The 16,385-nt window shown below is 68.3% G+C and carries 13 protein-coding genes; all 13 read left to right on the top strand.

From position 1 onward, the window contains the following. Nucleotides 1-4: 4 nt before the first annotated feature. The 13 genes from ACP7D4_RS06310 (at nucleotide 5) to ACP7D4_RS06250 (ending at nucleotide 16,372) form a co-directional block, all read left to right on the top strand. Nucleotides 5-1,387 carry an undecaprenyl-phosphate glucose phosphotransferase gene (locus tag ACP7D4_RS06310; RefSeq protein WP_426208227.1) on the top strand — a complete coding sequence of 461 codons (1,383 nt, stop codon included), beginning with the start codon at nucleotides 5-7 and terminating at the stop codon, nucleotides 1,385-1,387. 133 nt (nucleotides 1,388-1,520) lie between these two features. Next, nucleotides 1,521-2,465 (top strand): EpsD family peptidyl-prolyl cis-trans isomerase, encoded by a 945-nt coding sequence (locus ACP7D4_RS06305; protein WP_426208225.1) that lies wholly within the window; start codon nucleotides 1,521-1,523, stop codon nucleotides 2,463-2,465. 52 nt (nucleotides 2,466-2,517) lie between these two features. Continuing rightward, a complete protein-coding gene (gene epsE / locus ACP7D4_RS06300; RefSeq protein WP_426100680.1) occupies nucleotides 2,518-3,306 on the top strand; it encodes a polysaccharide export protein EpsE in 789 nt (262 codons plus the stop codon). A gap of 41 nt (nucleotides 3,307-3,347) precedes the next feature. Then, nucleotides 3,348-4,757 (top strand): chain length determinant protein EpsF, encoded by a 1,410-nt coding sequence (epsF, locus tag ACP7D4_RS06295; protein ID WP_426208224.1) that lies wholly within the window; start codon nucleotides 3,348-3,350, stop codon nucleotides 4,755-4,757. 9 nt (nucleotides 4,758-4,766) lie between these two features. Beyond that, the gene (locus ACP7D4_RS06290) at nucleotides 4,767-5,645 is read left to right on the top strand and encodes a polysaccharide biosynthesis tyrosine autokinase (RefSeq protein ID WP_426208222.1); all 879 of its coding nucleotides are present in this window, start codon (nucleotides 4,767-4,769) and stop codon (nucleotides 5,643-5,645) included. Further along, nucleotides 5,642-7,363, top strand: coding sequence for an exosortase B (xrtB, locus tag ACP7D4_RS06285; protein ID WP_426208220.1), 1,722 nt, complete (start codon nucleotides 5,642-5,644; stop codon nucleotides 7,361-7,363). The genes ACP7D4_RS06290 and xrtB overlap by 4 nt, the downstream gene beginning before the upstream one ends. A gap of 7 nt (nucleotides 7,364-7,370) precedes the next feature. Then, complete coding sequence (locus tag ACP7D4_RS06280; protein ID WP_426208218.1) at nucleotides 7,371-8,954, top strand: O-antigen ligase family protein; 1,584 nt, start codon at nucleotides 7,371-7,373, stop codon at nucleotides 8,952-8,954. Beyond that, nucleotides 8,951-10,090 (top strand): glycosyltransferase family 4 protein, encoded by a 1,140-nt coding sequence (locus ACP7D4_RS06275; protein ID WP_426208217.1) that lies wholly within the window; start codon nucleotides 8,951-8,953, stop codon nucleotides 10,088-10,090. The genes ACP7D4_RS06280 and ACP7D4_RS06275 overlap by 4 nt, the downstream gene beginning before the upstream one ends. Beyond that, entirely contained in the window at nucleotides 10,087-10,851 is a 765-nt protein-coding gene (locus ACP7D4_RS06270) for a serine O-acetyltransferase (RefSeq protein ID WP_426100692.1), read from the top strand. Before ACP7D4_RS06275 ends, ACP7D4_RS06270 begins: the two co-directional genes overlap by 4 nt. Beyond that, entirely contained in the window at nucleotides 10,796-12,556 is a 1,761-nt protein-coding gene (locus ACP7D4_RS06265) for a lipopolysaccharide biosynthesis protein (protein ID WP_426208215.1), read from the top strand. The genes ACP7D4_RS06270 and ACP7D4_RS06265 overlap by 56 nt, the downstream gene beginning before the upstream one ends. Next, complete coding sequence (wecB, locus tag ACP7D4_RS06260; protein ID WP_426208213.1) at nucleotides 12,556-13,755, top strand: non-hydrolyzing UDP-N-acetylglucosamine 2-epimerase; 1,200 nt, start codon at nucleotides 12,556-12,558, stop codon at nucleotides 13,753-13,755. Before ACP7D4_RS06265 ends, wecB begins: the two co-directional genes overlap by 1 nt. Next, on the top strand, nucleotides 13,752-15,239 hold the full coding sequence (locus ACP7D4_RS06255) for a glycosyltransferase (protein WP_426208211.1): 1,488 nt from the start codon (nucleotides 13,752-13,754) through the stop codon (nucleotides 15,237-15,239). The genes wecB and ACP7D4_RS06255 overlap by 4 nt, the downstream gene beginning before the upstream one ends. Then, nucleotides 15,236-16,372, top strand: a complete 1,137-nt coding sequence (locus tag ACP7D4_RS06250; RefSeq protein WP_426208210.1) for a glycosyltransferase family 4 protein — start codon at nucleotides 15,236-15,238, stop codon at nucleotides 16,370-16,372. Before ACP7D4_RS06255 ends, ACP7D4_RS06250 begins: the two co-directional genes overlap by 4 nt. Nucleotides 16,373-16,385 lie beyond the last annotated feature (13 nt).

Below are 16,385 nucleotides of genomic sequence, written 5' to 3'. Positions count from 1 at the left end.
CGCCATGACGGTCAACGACATACCGCTGATTTCGTTTTTCCAGCGCGTGCTCGACCCTTTGATCATCATGGGCACGCTGTACCTGTCGGCGCGCTTTTTCAGCGAGCCCTTCAACGGCTACGCGCTGGTGCTGATGATCCTGGCCTTTTTCGTCTCGTCGGCCGTGTACCAGCAGGTTGACCCCTACCGCGCCTGGCGCAGCGGGCGCATGCTGGCCTACGCGAGCGACACGCTGTTCGGCTGGCTGCTGACGGTGGCGGTGCTGCTGTTTTTGGGCCGTACCAGCGGCCTGGTGTACTACTATGACGCGCGCGTGTTGCTGGCCTGGGTGCTGGCCGTGCCGCTGCTGATGCTGGTCAGCCATATCGGCTTGCGGCGCGGCGCCGTCGTCAAGGGCAGGCACACGGAAGTGCGCTCGGTCGTCATCATCGGCGCCAACGAGGTGGGACTGAAATTCGCGCGCATTTGCGAGCGCCAGAAAAACCTGTTCATGCAAGTCGACGGTTTTTTCGACGACCGCCTGGCCGCACGCCACCCGCCCGCGCTGCGCCACCCGATGCTGGGCAAGATGGCCGACATCGCACCCCATGTGCGGGCCCAGAACATTAAGCTCATCTTCATTAGCCAGCCGATCTCGGCCCAGCCGCGCATCCGCCGCCTGCTGGACGAATTGCAGGACACCACCGCCTCGGTCTATTTTTTGCCCGACATTTATATATTCGACCTGATGCAGGCGCGCTTCGACAATGTGGGCGGGATGCCGGCCATCGCCATTTGCGAGACGCCCTTCATGGGCTTGAACAGCATGATCAAGCGCGGCAGCGACATTGTGCTGGCGCTGGCGATCCAGACAGCGCTGTTGCCGGCCATGCTGCTCATTGCGCTGGCGGTCAAGTGCACCTCGCCCGGGCCGGTCATTTTCCGCCAGCGCCGCTATGGGCTGTATGGCGAGGAAATCATTGTCTATAAATTCCGTTCGATGACCGTGACCGACGACGGCGCGGCCATCGTCCAGGCGCGCGCGGGCGATCCGCGCGTGACGCGCCTGGGCGCTTTCTTGCGCCGCCATTCACTGGACGAACTGCCGCAATTCGTCAACGTGCTGCAGGGACGCATGAGCATTGTCGGGCCGCGCCCGCATGCGGTGGCGCACAACGAGCAGTACCGCAAGCTGATCAAGGGCTACATGCTGCGCCACAAGGTCAAGCCCGGCATCACCGGCTGGGCCCAGGTCAATGGTTTGCGCGGCGAAACCGAGACGCTCGAGAAGATGGAAGCGCGCATCCGCTACGACCTCGATTACCTGCGCAGCTGGTCGCTGTGGCTCGATCTGTGGATCATCGTCAAGACCGTCAAGGTCGTGCTCACGCGCGAAAACGCGCACTGAGCGGCGGGGCCACGAGCCCGGCATGCAGCGCGGAATTCGTCGCCACGATGGGCGCGTTCTTTTTTTATGTGTGTGATAATTTCGACAGAATGTTATGTATTAATTAATCTTAACAATATTGCTAGGAGTCAAATTGAATACGAACATCTTGGCCCTCATGCTTGCCGCCGGCCTGCTGGTGGCGTGCAGCAAAAACGATGCGCCGGCCAAGCCGGGGCAAGCGCTTGCCAGCGTCAACGGCAAGGAAATCACCGTGCTGCAGCTGAACGAAGAACTGCAGCGCGCCAATGTGCAGGCAGCCCAGCAGCAAGGCGCCGGCAAGCAACTGCTTGAGGCGCTGATCGACCGCCAGTTGCTGCAAAACGAGGCCGCGCGCGAAAAGCTCGACCGCGATCCGAAGGTGGTGCAGGCCATCGAACGGGCCAAGTCGCTGATCGTCGCGCAAGCGTACATGCAGAAAAAAATCGGCGGCATCGACAAGCCCGGCGCGGCGGAAGTAAGCGAGTACTACGGCAAGCATCCCGAATTTTTCGCCCGCCGCAAGCAGTTCGACATGCAGCAGCTCATCATCGACACGAGCGAACTTAGCGACGAGCTCAAGCTGGCGGCCGACAAGGCGCGTACGCTCGACGACGTGGCCGGCTGGCTCGACGCCAGGCGCATCAAGTACGTGCGCGGCGAGGCATCGCGCACCACGTCCGACCTCGCGCCCGAACTGGCGGCCCGGCTGGCAAGCATGACGCCCGGGCGCCTGTTCGTGGTCAAGGAAGGGGCGCGCAGCATGTTGGTCAGCATCACCGGCATCAAGGACAGTCCGGCCTCGCTGGCGCTGGCGGCGCCCCAGATTGAAAAATTCCTCATGACCAAGCGCGGCAAAGAGGCGGCCGACGCCGAACTTGCGCGCCTGCGCGCTGGCGCGCGCATCGAGTATCTCAACCTGGCGGCCTTGCCCGGCGCCAGCCAGGCCAGCGCAGCCGCTGCCGGAAGCCCGGCCAGCCCCGCCAGCCCGGCCGGCCCAACCCGGTCGGCGGCGGCGGGGTACGAAGCGACCGCGCGCGGCGTGGCCGGACTGAAATAAGCATGCGCTTTTTTGGCAATTCCCATCATCACTCATCAAGCGAGGTGACAACATGAAACGACTTTTGCATGCCGCCCTGGCGACTCTGTTCATGCTTTCCATCAGCGCTGCCCATGGCGCCGACCTGCCGCTGGGCGAGGGCGACGTCGTCAAGGTGTCGGTCTACGGCAGCCCCGACCTGGCGCTTGAAACGCGCGTGAGCGAAGCGGGCAATATCAGCTTTCCGCTGGTGGGGCAGGTGGCAGTCGGCGGGCTGTCGACGGCGGCGGCCGAAAAAAAAATCGCCGCGCTGCTCGAGGCCGGCGGCTACGTCAAAAAACCCCAGGTCAACATCATCGTCACCGCCGTGCAAAGCCAGACGGTGTCGGTGCTGGGCCAGGTCAACCGCCCGGGCCGCTATCCGGTCGAGGGCAAGCGCAGCCTGATGGACATGCTGGCCATGGCGGGCGGCATTTCCAGCGACGGTGGCGACAAGGTCAGCCTGATTCGCACGCGTAACGGCCAGAGCACGCGCGACGAAGTCGACGTGGTGCAGCTGATGCGCGCCGGCCAGCTGGGTGACGCTTATCCGGTCAGCGGCAGCGACGTTGTCTTTGTCGAGCGTGCGCCCCGCTTCTATATTTACGGCGAAGTGCAGCGCCCCGGCGCCTTTCGCCTGGAACGGGCCATGACGGTGACGCAGGCGCTGTCGGCCGGGGGCGGGCTGTCGCTGCGCGGCACCGAGCGCGATCTGGTCATCAAGCGGCGCGACGGGCAAGGGCAACTGCGCACCATCAAAGCGCGCGGCGACGACCTGATCCAGGTCGACGACGTCGTGTATGTCAAGGAGAGCTGGTTCTGATCCATCGCCGGCGGCGCCGGCACCACCAGGAGTGTAGCCCGATGAAACTGTTCCAGTTCTTGCTAATCCTGCTTGCGCGCAGGCGCATCATCTTCGCCACCGTGCTCGTCACCGTTGCACTGACCTTCCTGGTCAGCGTGCTGCTGCCCAAGTCGTATAACGCGACCGCGTCGGTGCTGCTCAATTACAAGGGCATGGACACCCTGACCGGCATCGTCATCCCCAGCCAGCTGCTGCCGGGCTACATGGCCACGCAGATCGACATCATCAGCAGCAAGAACGTGGCCGGGCGCGTGGTCGACCGCCTCAAGCTGGCGTCCAGCCCGGAAGTGCTGGAGCGCTTTCGCGCCAGCACCGGCGGCGAGGGCAGCGTGCGCGACTGGCTGGCGGACTTGCTCCTCAAGAACCTGGACGTGGTGCCGTCGCGCGAGAGCAGCGTGGTGGAAATCAATTTCCGCGGTTCGGACCCGCGCTTTGCCGCCGGCATCGCCAACGCTTTTGCCGACGAATACCAAAAGCTGTCGGTCGAACTGAAGGCCGAACCGATGAAAAAGGCGGCCGCCTACTTCAACGAGCAAACCAGGCTGTTGCGCGACAATGTCGAAGCGGCGCAGAGCCGCCTGTCAAAATACCAGCAGGAACGCGGCATCGTCAGCATCGACAGCCGCGTCGACGTTGAGCTGAACCGGCTGGGCGACCTGTCGGCCCAGTTGGTCGCGGCCCAGGCCCAGGCCATGGAGGCCGCCTCGCGCCAGGGTATGGCGCTGGGCGAGCGCGCGGCCGAGTCGCCCGACGTGGCGGCCAGCCCGGTGGTACAAAACCTCAAGGTGCAGCTTGCCTCGGCCGAAACGCGCCTGGCCGAGGTGGGCGCGCGCCTGGGCAGCAACCACCCGCAGTACCGCAGCGTGCGCGCCGAAGTCGACAAGATCCGCACCTTGCTGGGCGCGCAGCTGGCGTCGGCCTCCAACAGCGTGAGCAACAACGCGCAGATTCTCAAGCAGCGCGCGGGGGCCCTGCGCGCAGCGCTCGAGGCGCAAAAGACGCGCGTGCTCGAACTGAACCGCAACCACGACGAGCTCGGCGTGCTGGTCAAGGACGTCGAGAGCGCGCAGCGCGCCTTTGACGCGGCCGCGCAGCGCTTTTCGCAAACCAAGATTGAGGGGCAATCCGAACAGTCCGACATTTCCGTGCTCAACCCGGCCACCGCTCCGAGCGGCGCGGCGGCCCCGCGCGTGATGCTCAACACCATGGTCGCGCTGTTCCTGGGTGCCATGCTGGGTCTGGCGTTCGCCTTGCTGGCCGAAATGCTCGACCGCCGGGTGCGTTCGGACGCCGACGTTGTCGACGTGCTGCAGGTGCCCGTGTTCGGCGTCATCGACTGGCGCGCGCCCACACCCGCGCGCCGCAATCCGATGCTCGCCATGCTGCCGCGCCGTTTGCGGCTCAACTAGGGGAATCGCATGACCCATTCCGAACTGTCCATCGCCGCGGCCGAACAGCAGCGCCGCGCCGAGTCGCGCATTGGCGCACTGCTGCTCGCTGCCGGTAAAATCACCCCCGAACACGCCGAGCGCGTGCTGCGCATGCAGGACGAACTGGGCATTCGCTTCGGCGAAGCGGCCCAGCGCCTGGGCCTGGTCGACGACGATGACATCGATCAGGTGCTGGCGCGCCAGTTCGACTATCCGTACGTGCAACCGGGCCAGGGCGGCTGTTCGCCTTACCTCGTGGCCGCCTGCGATCCCTTTGGCGCGCAGGCGGAAACGCTGCGCGCCGTGCGCAGCCAGCTGCTGCTGCGCTGGTTCGCGCGCGGCCACAAGTCGCTGGTGGTGGCCGGCGTGGGGCAGGGCGACGGCGCCAGCCTGTTTGCCGCCAACCTCGCGGTCGCCTTTGCCCAGCTCGGGCGGCGCACGCTGCTGGTCGACGCCGACTTGCGCCATCCGTCGCAGCAAGCCATTTTCAATACGGGCGCACGCCAGGGCCTGGCCGACATGCTCGCCGGGCGCATCGAGTCCGACCTGACCGAACCGCTGGCGTCGTTCGGCACGCTCTCGCTGCTGGGCGCCGGTACCTTGCCGCCCAATCCGCAAGAGCTACTCAGCCGCCCGGCGATGACCAGCCTGAACGCCGCTTTCGAGGCGCGCCACGACGTGGTGCTGTACGACGTCACGCCCAGCGCGCGCGCGCTCGACGCCCTGCTGCTGGCCGCGCGCACCGGCGCTGTGCTGATCGTGGCGCGCAAGCACCGCACCCACCTTGACCAGCTGCATGCGCTGGCCGACAAGGTGGGCCAGAACGGCGCCAAGGTGCTCGGCGCGGTGCTGGTGGAGTTCCCATGAGCCTGCGGTTGCCGCCAGCGGGTGCCGGCGCGACCGGGAACAGTGCCGCCGCCAACAGCGCCGCCGCCAACAGTGCCGCCGCCAATGGCGCCTTTGGTATGGCGCGCGCGGCTGGCAGCGCGTCGCGCGCGCGCGCCCTGCGCAAGACCGCGGGCTGGGCCCCGCTGGCGCTGGCGCTGGTGCTGGCGCTGATGTACATACCCAGCTTGTACCGCATGTTCACCGGCCCCTGGGGCACCGAAGAGCAGGCGCACGGACCCATCATCCTCGGCATCGCCCTGTGGCTCATTTACCGCAACTGGAATGCCATGCTCGCCGCCAGCGAAGGCGCGCCCGGCAGCTGGCTGGGCTGGCCGGCGCTGCTGCTCGGCTGCGGGCTGTATTTCTTGGGCCGCTCGCAGGATATCGCGCTCTTCGAGATCGGCTCCCTGCTGGCCAACCTGGCCGGTCTGCTGCTGCTGGCCCGCGGCGGCGCGGCGTTGCGGGTGCAGTGGTTCGCCCTGTTCTTCATGCTGTTCATGCTGCCGTTGCCCGGCTCCCTGGTCGACATGCTGACGCTGCCGATGAAAACCGCCGTCTCCTACCTGGTCGACAAGCTGCTCTACTGGGCCGGCTACCCGATCTCGCGCACCGGCGTCATTTTGCAGATCGGGCAATACCAGTTGCTCGTGGCCGACGCCTGCGCCGGCCTGCACACGCTGTTTACGCTCGAGGCGCTTGGCCTGCTGTACCTGAACGTCGTGCGCCATCAATCGCTGGCGCGCAATGTGTTGTTGGCCATCCTGATCGTGCCCATTTCCTTCGCCAGCAATGTGATCCGCGTGCTGGTGCTCACGCTGGTCACCTATCACCTGGGTGACGCGGCGGGGCAGGGTTTCCTGCACGGTTTTGCCGGCATGGTGCTGTTTGTCAGCGCGCTGGTGCTGATCATCGCGGCCGACTCGCTATTGCGCGTCGGCGTGGCCGGTCCCGGCATCCCGCTGTTCCGGCGCGCTGCCGGCGCGCCCGCGCCGCGCGCGCCAGCCAGCGCAGCCTTCGGCGCGCCGCGCGCCACGCTGGCGCCGGCCCTGCTGATGGCTTGCGCCGCGCTCGCCGCCGTACTGATCAAGCCGCAAAAACTGCTGGCCGATACCGCGCCCAAGATCGTGCTCGAAACCAGCGTGCCGGCCGCGTTCGGGCGCTGGCGGCTCGACCCGCAAGTGCTCGCCGTGGTGCCGTCCGGCGTCAAGCAGGAAGCCATCAGCCAGATCTATAGCCAGACGCTGAGCCGCACCTACGTCAACCCGCAGGGACAACGCGTGATGCTGGCCATCGCCTATGGATCGAACCAGACGCGCCAGTTGCGCGCGCACCGCCAGGAAGTGTGCTATGTGGCGCAAGGCTTTCAGATCGACGCGCTGCGCAGCGGCCAGCTGCGGGTGGGCGGGCGCAACGTGCCCGTCACGCGCATGGTGGCTTCGAACGGGCCGCGCATCGAACCGGTAACGTACTGGTTCACGATGGGCAGCAGCGTGGTGCGCAGCTACCTCGACCGCCAGTTGGTTGAGCTGAAGTACGCGCTGTCCGACTACATCCCCGACGGCTACCTGTTCCGGGTCTCGACCATCGGCGCCGACGCCCAAGCCGCGTTCGCGCTGCAGGCGGCCTTTGTCGACGACTTGATGCAGGCGCTTGACCCTGCGGTGCGCGCGCGCCTGCTGGGTGCCGGCGCACAGTGAGGACCGCATGAGCCAGTTTCCACGCACGGGTGAGAGCACGCAGGCGCAGGCGGCGCAAGGCGCGCAGGCAGCGCGGAGCACACATGAAGCGCCAGGCGGGTACGCGCGCGTCATGTTCCACGGCGGCGCCAGGGCCGCCCTGGCCGGCGCGGCGCTGTTGCTGCTGGCCGCCGTGCTTGGCGCGGCGGTGCCCTTCATTGGCCTGCTGGTGCCGGCGATTGTCGTCATGGCCGCGTTTTCCTTGTGGGTGCTGCTCGACTTCCGGGCCGGCGTCGGCTTTGCCATCGTGCTGATGCCTTTGTCGGCGCTGACTTTCTTCCCGCACGAAATGATGGGCATGCGCGGCCTCAACCCGCTCAACCTGATCCTGTTCCTGACCACCGTGTCCTACGTCGTGCACGCCGGCTTGCGGCGCTGGCGCGATCCGCTCATTCCCAGCCGCCTGCTGCTATGGTACGTGCTGCCGATTGGCGTTGCCGCCGCGGTGGGCGTGTCCAGCGTGCACCTGATCCCGCGCCATTTTGAAGCGGACAAGCTGATCCAGTTCAACGACGGCCTGGGCTACCTGCGCGACATGTTTTTCAAGCCCCAGTTCATGGTGCTGCTGGCGCTGCTGGTGGCGCTCGCGGTGCGCCACAGCCGCCGGCCGGAGCGCTTCATTTACCTGATGCTCGCCTCGGGCTGGGTGTTTTGCGCGCTGGTTGGCTTCCTGTTGGTCAATTCCGGCATGACCTTGCGCGAACTGGCCTCGCCGCTGGCGCGCACCTTCCTCGGGCGCCTGGGCATGCATGCCAATGAAATGGGGCTGCTCCTGAACATGCTCTATGCGCTGACGCTGTTTTCGATCCGCGCGCACGGGCCCGGCTTTACCCGGCGCCTGTTGTTCGTCTCGGCGCTGGTGTTCGCCGGTTCGGTCTTGATGACGTTTTCGCGCGGTGCCTTCGTCGGCCTGCTGCTGGTGAACCTCGTGTATTTCTGGCGCCGCGTCAGTATCAAGGCCGTGATCGTGGCGCTGATCGTGGCCGCTTGCATCGGCCCGGCCGTACTGGGGCCGCTCTCGGAGCGCGCGCTGACGGGAGTGGCCCGCGCCGATCGCGGCGCCGTCACCGCCGGACGCCTGGACGGCATCTGGCTGCCGCTGCTGCCCTACGTGCTGGCCGAACCGGTCATGCCGCACGGCATCTACTCCATCCTGTGGAGCCCGCCCGTGAGGCTCAACCGCATGTTGCCGGTGGCACAGCCGCACAGCGCCTGGCTGGGCGGCCTGATGGACCTGGGCCTGGTCGGCTTCGGTTTTGTGCTCGCTTTTTTGCTGTTCGCGCGCCGCGAATTCATCCGCCTGTCGCGCGCGCATGCGTCGCCCGCGCTGCGCGGCCTGTTCGCCGGCGGCGCCGTGCTCATTCCCCTGTGGTTTGTTCAGGGGTTAACGGACGACCATTTCACGCCCAGCTTTTCGCAGTCCTATTTCTGGATTGCACTGGGCATCCTGTTCGGCTGCGGCGGCTTGTTGCACGGCCGGTCCAGGCCGGTCGCATCGGCCCCGGCCTGGGTCCACCAGCCGTTCGGCCCGCCGGCGGGGGAAGCCCGATGAGCGCGCGCGACAACCCAGCGCGGCCGGCGCGCATCTGCATGCTGAACTATTACGCCTGGGGCGTATTTGCCGACCTGGACGGGCAGGATGTGCACATCGGCGGCGAAGAAGTGCAGCATGCCTTGCTCTCGCGCCACTTGGCCCGCCAGGGGTACGCGGTCACGTCCCTGGTGGGCGACTTCGGCCAGAACGCGCTCGTGCGCATCGACGGGGTCGACGTGCGCAAGACCTTCGCGCTGGCCGACGGCCTGCCGGGCCTGCGCTTTTTTTCGCCGCGCCTGGCCAGCACCTGGAATGCGCTGGTGCAAGCGGACGCCGACATTTATTACACCAGTTGCGCCGGACCGATGGCAGCGGTCATGGCGCATTTTTGCCGGCGCCATGCGCGCCGCTTCGTGTTTCGCGTCGCGTCCGACGCCGACTGCGCGCCGGCCACGCTCATGCTCGGCCATGCGCGCGACCGCCTGCTGTACCGCTACGGCCTGCAGCGCGCCCACGCGGTGCTGGCCCAGACGCGCACCCAGGCCAAGCTGCTGCGCGAGCACTACGGCGTACAGGCGCGCCTGGCCGGCATGTTTTCGGAATTGCCCGCCAGCGTGCGCCCGCTTGACGAGCGCGACGCCGACCTGTTGTGGGTGGCCAACCTGCGCGCTATGAAGCGGCCTGAATGGTTCATCGACATTGCGCGCCAGGTGCCGCGCCTGCGCTGCCATATGGCTGGCGCGGCCCACCCCGGCGAAACAGCGCTCTACCGGCGCGTGCTCGACGCGGCGGCGCTGCTGCCCAACCTGCAGTTCCACGGGCAGGTACGCTTTGGCGCCACCAGCGCGCTGTTTGCCAACGCGCGTCTGTTCGTCAACACGTCGGCCTTCGAAGGCTTCCCCAATACCTACCTGCAGGCGTGGGCCCATGGCGTGCCCGTGATTGCCAGCTTTGACCCCGACGGCCTGATCGCCGCGCACGGTCTGGGCTTTGTCGTCGACTCTGCCGACGCGGCCGGCGCGCGCGCGCGCGCCTTGCTGAGCGCGCCGGCTGACTGGGCCGCCTGCAGCGCGCGCTGCCGCCAGTACGCCAGCGCCCGTCTGGCACCCGAGACGGTGGCCGCGCCCTACCTCGCTGCCATGGTGCCGTCATGAACCGCGTGCAGCGGCGCGCGCTCGGCCGGCTCTGGCGCGCCGACCTGTACCGCCATCTGAGCGGGCAGGGCGGGCTGGCGGCGGGCTTGCGCGCCTACCGGCTGGTGCCCGGCTTTCGCTTCATGTTCTGGCTGCGCCTGGCGGCCATGACGCGCGCCTCGAGCTGGCCGTGGCGTCCCGCCCATCTGCTGGCGCGCCTGATGCACAAACGGCTGCGCTGGCGCTTTGGCATATCGATTCCCTACACCACGCGCATCGGGCCTGGATTTTACATCGGGCACTACGGTGGCATCGTTGTCAATGAGGCGGCCGTTATCGGACGCAACTGCAATATTTCGCAAGGGGTCACGATCGGGCAGCTCAACCGCGGCGCGCGCAGGGGCGTGCCGGTGATCGGCGACGCCGTCTACATCGGCCCGGGAGCGGCCATCATCGGCGCCGTGACCGTGGGCAGCGGCTGCGCCATCGGGGCCAACGCGGTCGTTTCGCGCGACCTGTGCCCCAACGCGGTGGCGGTCGGCATTCCGGCACGGGTCATTTCCACGCGCGGCAGCGCCGGCTATGTCGAGTTTTGCGACTACCCCGATGCGGCTTCCGATCTTGACGCCGATGCTCGGGCCGATGTTCAGGACGACGCCCAGGCCGGCGTCAAGGCCGACGTTCACCCCGACGTTCACCCCGATACTCACGCCAATACTCACGCGAATGTTGACGTCGATGCGCACGCCGCAGTTGACGTCGATGGCGGCCGCCATGCCTGACGCCAGCCTCAGGCGTGGCGCGCTGACGCTGACGGCCGCCGGCATGTTCGACTTCGCGCTGCAATTGCTGTTGCCCGTGGCGCTGGTGCGTCTGCTGCCGGCGCCGGCCTTTGCCGACTACCGGCTGGCCTGGCTGGCAATCGGCGCGGCAATGGCCTTGGCCCCGCTGGGCTTGCCCCGCAGTCTGTTCTATTTCCTGCCGCGCGCGGGTGCCGCCGAGCGCGCTGTGCATGTGCGCAACACCATGCTGCTCCTGTTGCTCAGCGGCGCGTGCGCCGGCCTGCTGTTCGGTCCCTGGAACAGTGTTCTGCCGACCAGCTTGCGCGGCATCGCCGGCGCGGCCTGGTTCCTGCCGGCTTTCCTGACACTCTGGGTGGCGGCCAGCCTCGCCGAATTTCTGCCCAGCGCGCGCGGCGACGTGGGCCGCCAGGCCCGCCTCATCGTTGCCCTGGCGGTGCTGCGCGTGGCGGCCATCGCGCTGGCCGCCTTGTGGGGCCGCGTTGAGCTGGTCTTTGCCGCGCTGGTCGCTTATGCCGCCTTCAAGCTGGCGCTGGTGGTCGGCGAAGTACGGCGCCAGGACACCGACGTCGATCCCGCACGCAGCGACGGGTGCGGCGGCCCGCCGCCTCCGCCACCGCCACCTTCGGCGCACGAGTCACTGCTGCGCACCCAGCTCGCCTACGCGCTGCCGTTCGGCATGGCAGGGGCGCTCTTCCTGCTGCGCGGCCAGGCCGACCAGTGGGTGGCCGCCGCCCTGTTTCCCCCGGCCGCCTTCGCCGCGTTTTCGATCGGCGCGGTGATCATGCCGCTCGTCGCGCTGGTGCGCACCAGCGTCGCCAACGCCATCGGCGCGCGCCTGTCGGCGCTCGAGGCGCGGCGCGACGTGGCCGGCATGCTGGGCCTGAACCAGCGTGCCAACCTGGCCGTCGCGTTCGTGCTGCTGCCGGTGCTGGTGCTCACGGCGGTGCTGGCCGCGCACATCGTCGCGCTCGTCTATACGTCCGCCTTTCTGGCCGCGGCCGCCGTAATGCGCGTCAATTGCCTGGCGCTGCTGGGCGTGGCGGTCGAGGTCAGCACCCTGACCCTGGTCCTCAATCAGGGCCGCTACTTGCTCGCCGCCGACGCGCTGCTGTTGCCGCTGGGCCTCGCTGCCGGCATCGGCGGCGCCGTGCTGTGGGGCTTGCCCGGCGCCGCGCTGGGCAACCTGCTCACGCTGGGGGCCGGCAACGCCTTCAGTTTCTGGCGGGTCGCGCGCGCCACGGGCGTGCCGCTGCGCCGCCTGCAGCGCTGGGGCGCGCTGCTGCGCATCCTGGCCTGCGCGCTGGCGGCAGCCGTGCCGGCGCTGTTGCTGCTGCATGCCGGGATGTGGGACGCGGCACTGCACGCCGCTTCGCCTTGCGCTGCTGCAGCGGACGCGACACTGAACGCGACACTGAACGCAGTTTCAGTGCACCTCGGACTTGGGGACGCACCGTCGCCGCTGTTGCACACGGCGCTGGTGGGCGCGCCGCCATCTGCGGCGCTGGCTGCGCCACCGATGTCCATGGCGCCGGGGAGCGCGTCCCGACTCGAGGCGGTGCTGGCGGCGGCGCTGTACACGCTGGCCTACCTGCTGCTGCTGAGGGGCGCCGGCCTGCTGGCCGAGGCGCGCTCCCTGCTGGGCTGGCGCGCTCCGTCATGCCGGACGGCGGCGGGGGAGGCGTGATGGGCGCGCCAGTTCGCTTGCTGTTCGTGTGCGGCACCCGTCCCGAGGCCATCAAGCTCGCTCCGCTGCTGCTCGCCGCGCGCGCCCATGCCGGCGTCGAAGTGGCGTTGTGCGTAACGGCGCAGCACCGCGCCATGCTCGACAGCGTGCTGGCGTTCTTCGGCATCGTGCCCGAGTTCGACCTCGATCTGATGACGCCCGGCCAGACGCTCACCACCGTGACCACCGGCGCGCTGGCCGGCCTCGGTCCCGTGATGGCCGCCGTGCGACCCGACTGGGTGGTGGTACAGGGCGACACCACCACCGCGTTTGCTGCCGCGCTGGCCGCCTTTTACGCCGGGGTGCCCGTGGCCCACGTTGAAGCGGGCTTGCGGACGGGCGACGTCCAGCGCCCGTTTCCCGAAGAAATGAACCGGCGCCTGCTGGGGGCCATCGCCACGCTGCATTTCGCGCCCACTGCCGTTGCCGCCGGCAACCTGCTGCGCGAAGGCGTGCCGCGCGCCCGCGTCCACGTTACCGGCAACACCGGCATCGACGCGCTGTACCTGGTGCGCGCGCGCCTGCACGCCGAACCTGCCTGCCGCGACCAAGCCTGTTCGGCGCTCGCCTGCCATGGCCTGGCCCACTTCAGCGCGCCGCAGCGCCCGTTTGTGCTCGTCACGGCGCACCGCCGCGAAAGTTTCGGCGCCGGTTTTGACGCCATTTGCGGAGCGATCGCCGAGCTGTGCGCGCGCTACGCCGGGGTCGATTTCCTGTTCCCGGTCCACCCCAACCCGGCCGTGCGCGGCGCCGTCGAACGCCATCTGGCGCCGTTGCGAGCGTCAAATCTGGTGCTGTGCGGCCCGCTCGACTATCTACCCTTTGTCACTCTGATGCTGGCCGCCGCAGTAGTGCTGACCGATTCCGGCGGCGTGCAGGAAGAAGCGCCCAGCCTGGGCAAGCCGGTGGTGGTGATGCGCGAACTGACCGAACGCACCGAAGGGGCCGCCTCGGGCATGGTCCACCTCGTCGGGCCCGACCAAAGCCGCATCGTCGGCGCTGTAGCCGCGCTGCTCGACGCCGGCGCGCCCACCGGGACCGGCGGCAACTTTTACGGCGACGGCCATGCGGCGGCGCGCATTCTGGCCGCGCTCGTGTCCGCCGCCGCTTGCCCACCCATCCCGCCCAGCCCGCCGGACCGCGTCAAGGAGAATGCATGAACCTGCTCGCCATTTCCCGCTATGCCCCGCCCCAGCTGACGCCGCAGGCGATCCAGGTCGCGCGCCTGCTGTACCACCTCGACGCCCGCGTCACGCTGCTGCACGCGCCCGATGCCCAGCCCGACGCTGGCGCCGGCTTCGACCAGTATCCCAATTTTTACCGGCGCGTGGCCGCGCTCGAGGTGGCCGATCCTGGTCCGCCGCTCAAGGGCGTCTGGCACCGCGCAGCCCTGCGCGCGCTGCCCCTGTACGGTGCCTGTCCCGATTTGCTCGGCCCGTGGCGCCGCGCCGCCTGCCGCGCCGCGCTGGACCATATCGCGGCGCACCGTCCGGATGCCTTGGCCAGCTTCGGCATGCCCATGTCCGACCATCTGGTGGGACTCACGCTCAAGCGCCGCACTGGCCTGCCGTGGCTGGCCCACTTTAGCGATCCGTGGGCCGACAATCCCTTCCACAAGACCACGCCGCTCGAACACCAGGTCAACCTGGCGTTGGAGCGGCGCGTGCTGGCCCAGGCCGACCAGGTGCTGTTTACGTCGGCGCGCACGCTTGATCTGGTGATGGGCAAGTATCCGCCCGCCTGGCGCAGCCGCGCCGCCGTGCTGCCGCATGCCTGGGACACGGAGAATTTCGCCACGCCGCTGGCGCACCAGGCGACAGCCGCGCCGCGCGGACTGCCCGCGCGCCACGTGATCCGTCACATCGGCGCCTGCTACGGCGCGCGCTCTCCCGAGCCGCTGTTCGCAGCCCTGGCGCGCATCCACCGCGCAACCCCGCGCCAGCTCGACGGCGTAGCCTTTGAGCTGGTGGGGCCGATCGCCCCCGCCTTTCTGGCTTCGCCCGCGTTCAAGTCCCTGCCGCCTGGCCTGGTCACGCGCCGCCCCCAAGTAAGCTATCGCAGCGCGCTGGCGCTGGCGCGCGACGCCTCGGCGCTGCTGGTCATCGACGCGCCCAGCGCCGCCGACAGCGTGTTCCTGCCCAGTAAGCTGATCGACTACATCGGCGCGCGCCGTCCTATCTGGGCCATCACGCCGCCCGGGACCTGCGCCAGCCTGGTTGCCGAATGGACGGGCGGCGCCCACACCTGCGCCAATCCGGCCGATCCAGCCACGGTGGCTGCCATGCTGGCCGCCAACATCGATGGCCTGGACTGCCAGCCGGGGTGCTACGGGCCTGACCACGTCGCGCTGCGTTACGCACCCGCACGCGTGGCCCAAAGCTTGAAACAATACCTGCGCCACGCAATCGGCCGCCGCGCCCGCGCCGAACTGGCCGGGACAGGGCCGGAGCCGGACGCGCCATCATCGCCACTATCGCCACTATCGCCACTATCGCCACTATCGGCGCCATCGCGGATGTCTGCGCCGTCGCCACCGCCGCCACCATCGCCACCATCGCCACCATCGCCACCACCGCCGCCGCCACCGTTGCCACCCATGGCGCCGCTGTCGCCCATGCCAGCACCGCCACCATCACCGCCATGACGCCACTGCACCTGCTGTTTGTAGCCGACCATCTCAAGTGCGGCGGCGCCGAGCGTCACCTGGTGTCGCTGGCAACGGGACTGGCGCGCCGCGGCCACCGGGTCTCCGTCGCCTACCTCAAGGAGCACGCCGAGCTTGCCGGTGAACTGGAACGTGGCAGCGTGCCCTGCGTGTGCTGCAACTCCGTTGGCGGCCTGGACCGTGCGGCGCTGTCGCGCTTGAGCGCCCTGATCGACCTCGAGTGTCCCGCCCTGCTGGTGGCCACGTCGCAATATTCCTTGATGTTCGCAGCGTTGGCGCGGCTAGGCGCGCCGCACCGTCCGGCGCTCGCCTTTATCTGCCACAGCACGGACGTGGTGCGGCGTGGCTGGCGCGCGCGCTCGCGCTTTCTGGTCTACCGCCAGTTCTACCGGCTGGCCCAGTGCGTGGTCTTCGTCAGCGAACACCAGCGCCATTTCTTTGCCGCCCTGGGCTTGCGCCTGGCCCACACCGAGGTGGTGCACAACGGTATCGACCTGGCATATTTTTCACCGCCGCAAAAGGACGACGGCACACGCTTGCGCCAAGCGCTCGGTTTTGGTCCGGCCGACCTGGTGGTTGGTCTGTGCGCCATTTTCCGCGAGGAAAAACGCCACGCGGACTTGCTGGCGGCTGTCGCGCACCTGCGCCACGAAGGCATGTCGGTCAAGGTCTTGCTGGTAGGCGACGGCCCCATGCGCGCGCGCATTGAGGCATGCCGCCACCGCTTGCGTCTTGACAGCGCCGTCGTGCTGGCCGGCTTCCAGGCCGACGTGCGTCCATTCATCGCCGCCTGCGACGTCATGGCGCTGACCTCGCACAGTGAAACCTTTCCCATCGCCACGCTCGAATACATGGCGCTGGCTAAGCCGCTGGTGGCGAGCGATGTGGGCGGCATGCGCGAACAGGTGGAACATGGCACCAACGGTTTGCTGTTTGCCGCCGGCGACGTGAACGCCCTGGCCGCCGCGCTGCGCCGCATTGCCGATCCGCCACTACGGGCGCTTCTGGGGCAGGGCGCGCTGGCCACGGTGCGCGCGCGCTTCGACCTGCACGCCATGCTGGCGCGCTACGAAGCCCTGTTTGCGCACCTGCAGCATTCCACGCTGACTTGATGCCCGTGCTTGA

The sequence above is a fragment of the Massilia sp. TWP1-3-3 genome (assembly GCF_049897805.1).
Lineage (GTDB): Bacteria > Pseudomonadota > Gammaproteobacteria > Burkholderiales > Burkholderiaceae_D > Telluria_A.
This window is presented reverse-complemented; position numbering and strand designations above follow the sequence as displayed.

Bases quoted from the DNA above. Each gene is read 5' to 3' on its own strand.
- ACP7D4_RS06280 (WP_426208218.1), top strand. From the start codon at position 7,371: ATGAGCCAGTTTCCACGCACGGGTGAGAGCACGCAGGCGCAGGCGGCG.
- ACP7D4_RS06275 (WP_426208217.1), top strand. From the start codon at position 8,951: ATGAGCGCGCGCGACAACCCAGCGCGGCCGGCGCGCATCTGCATGCTG.
- ACP7D4_RS06270 (WP_426100692.1), top strand. From the start codon at position 10,087: ATGAACCGCGTGCAGCGGCGCGCGCTCGGCCGGCTCTGGCGCGCCGAC.
- ACP7D4_RS06290 (WP_426208222.1), top strand. From the start codon at position 4,767: ATGACCCATTCCGAACTGTCCATCGCCGCGGCCGAACAGCAGCGCCGC.
- ACP7D4_RS06310 (WP_426208227.1), top strand. From the start codon at position 5: ATGACGGTCAACGACATACCGCTGATTTCGTTTTTCCAGCGCGTGCTC.
- ACP7D4_RS06250 (WP_426208210.1), top strand. From the start codon at position 15,236: ATGACGCCACTGCACCTGCTGTTTGTAGCCGACCATCTCAAGTGCGGC.
- ACP7D4_RS06255 (WP_426208211.1), top strand. From the start codon at position 13,752: ATGAACCTGCTCGCCATTTCCCGCTATGCCCCGCCCCAGCTGACGCCG.
- epsE (WP_426100680.1), top strand. From the start codon at position 2,518: ATGAAACGACTTTTGCATGCCGCCCTGGCGACTCTGTTCATGCTTTCC.
- xrtB (WP_426208220.1), top strand. From the start codon at position 5,642: ATGAGCCTGCGGTTGCCGCCAGCGGGTGCCGGCGCGACCGGGAACAGT.
- wecB (WP_426208213.1), top strand. From the start codon at position 12,556: ATGGGCGCGCCAGTTCGCTTGCTGTTCGTGTGCGGCACCCGTCCCGAG.
- ACP7D4_RS06265 (WP_426208215.1), top strand. From the start codon at position 10,796: ATGTTGACGTCGATGCGCACGCCGCAGTTGACGTCGATGGCGGCCGCC.
- epsF (WP_426208224.1), top strand. From the start codon at position 3,348: ATGAAACTGTTCCAGTTCTTGCTAATCCTGCTTGCGCGCAGGCGCATC.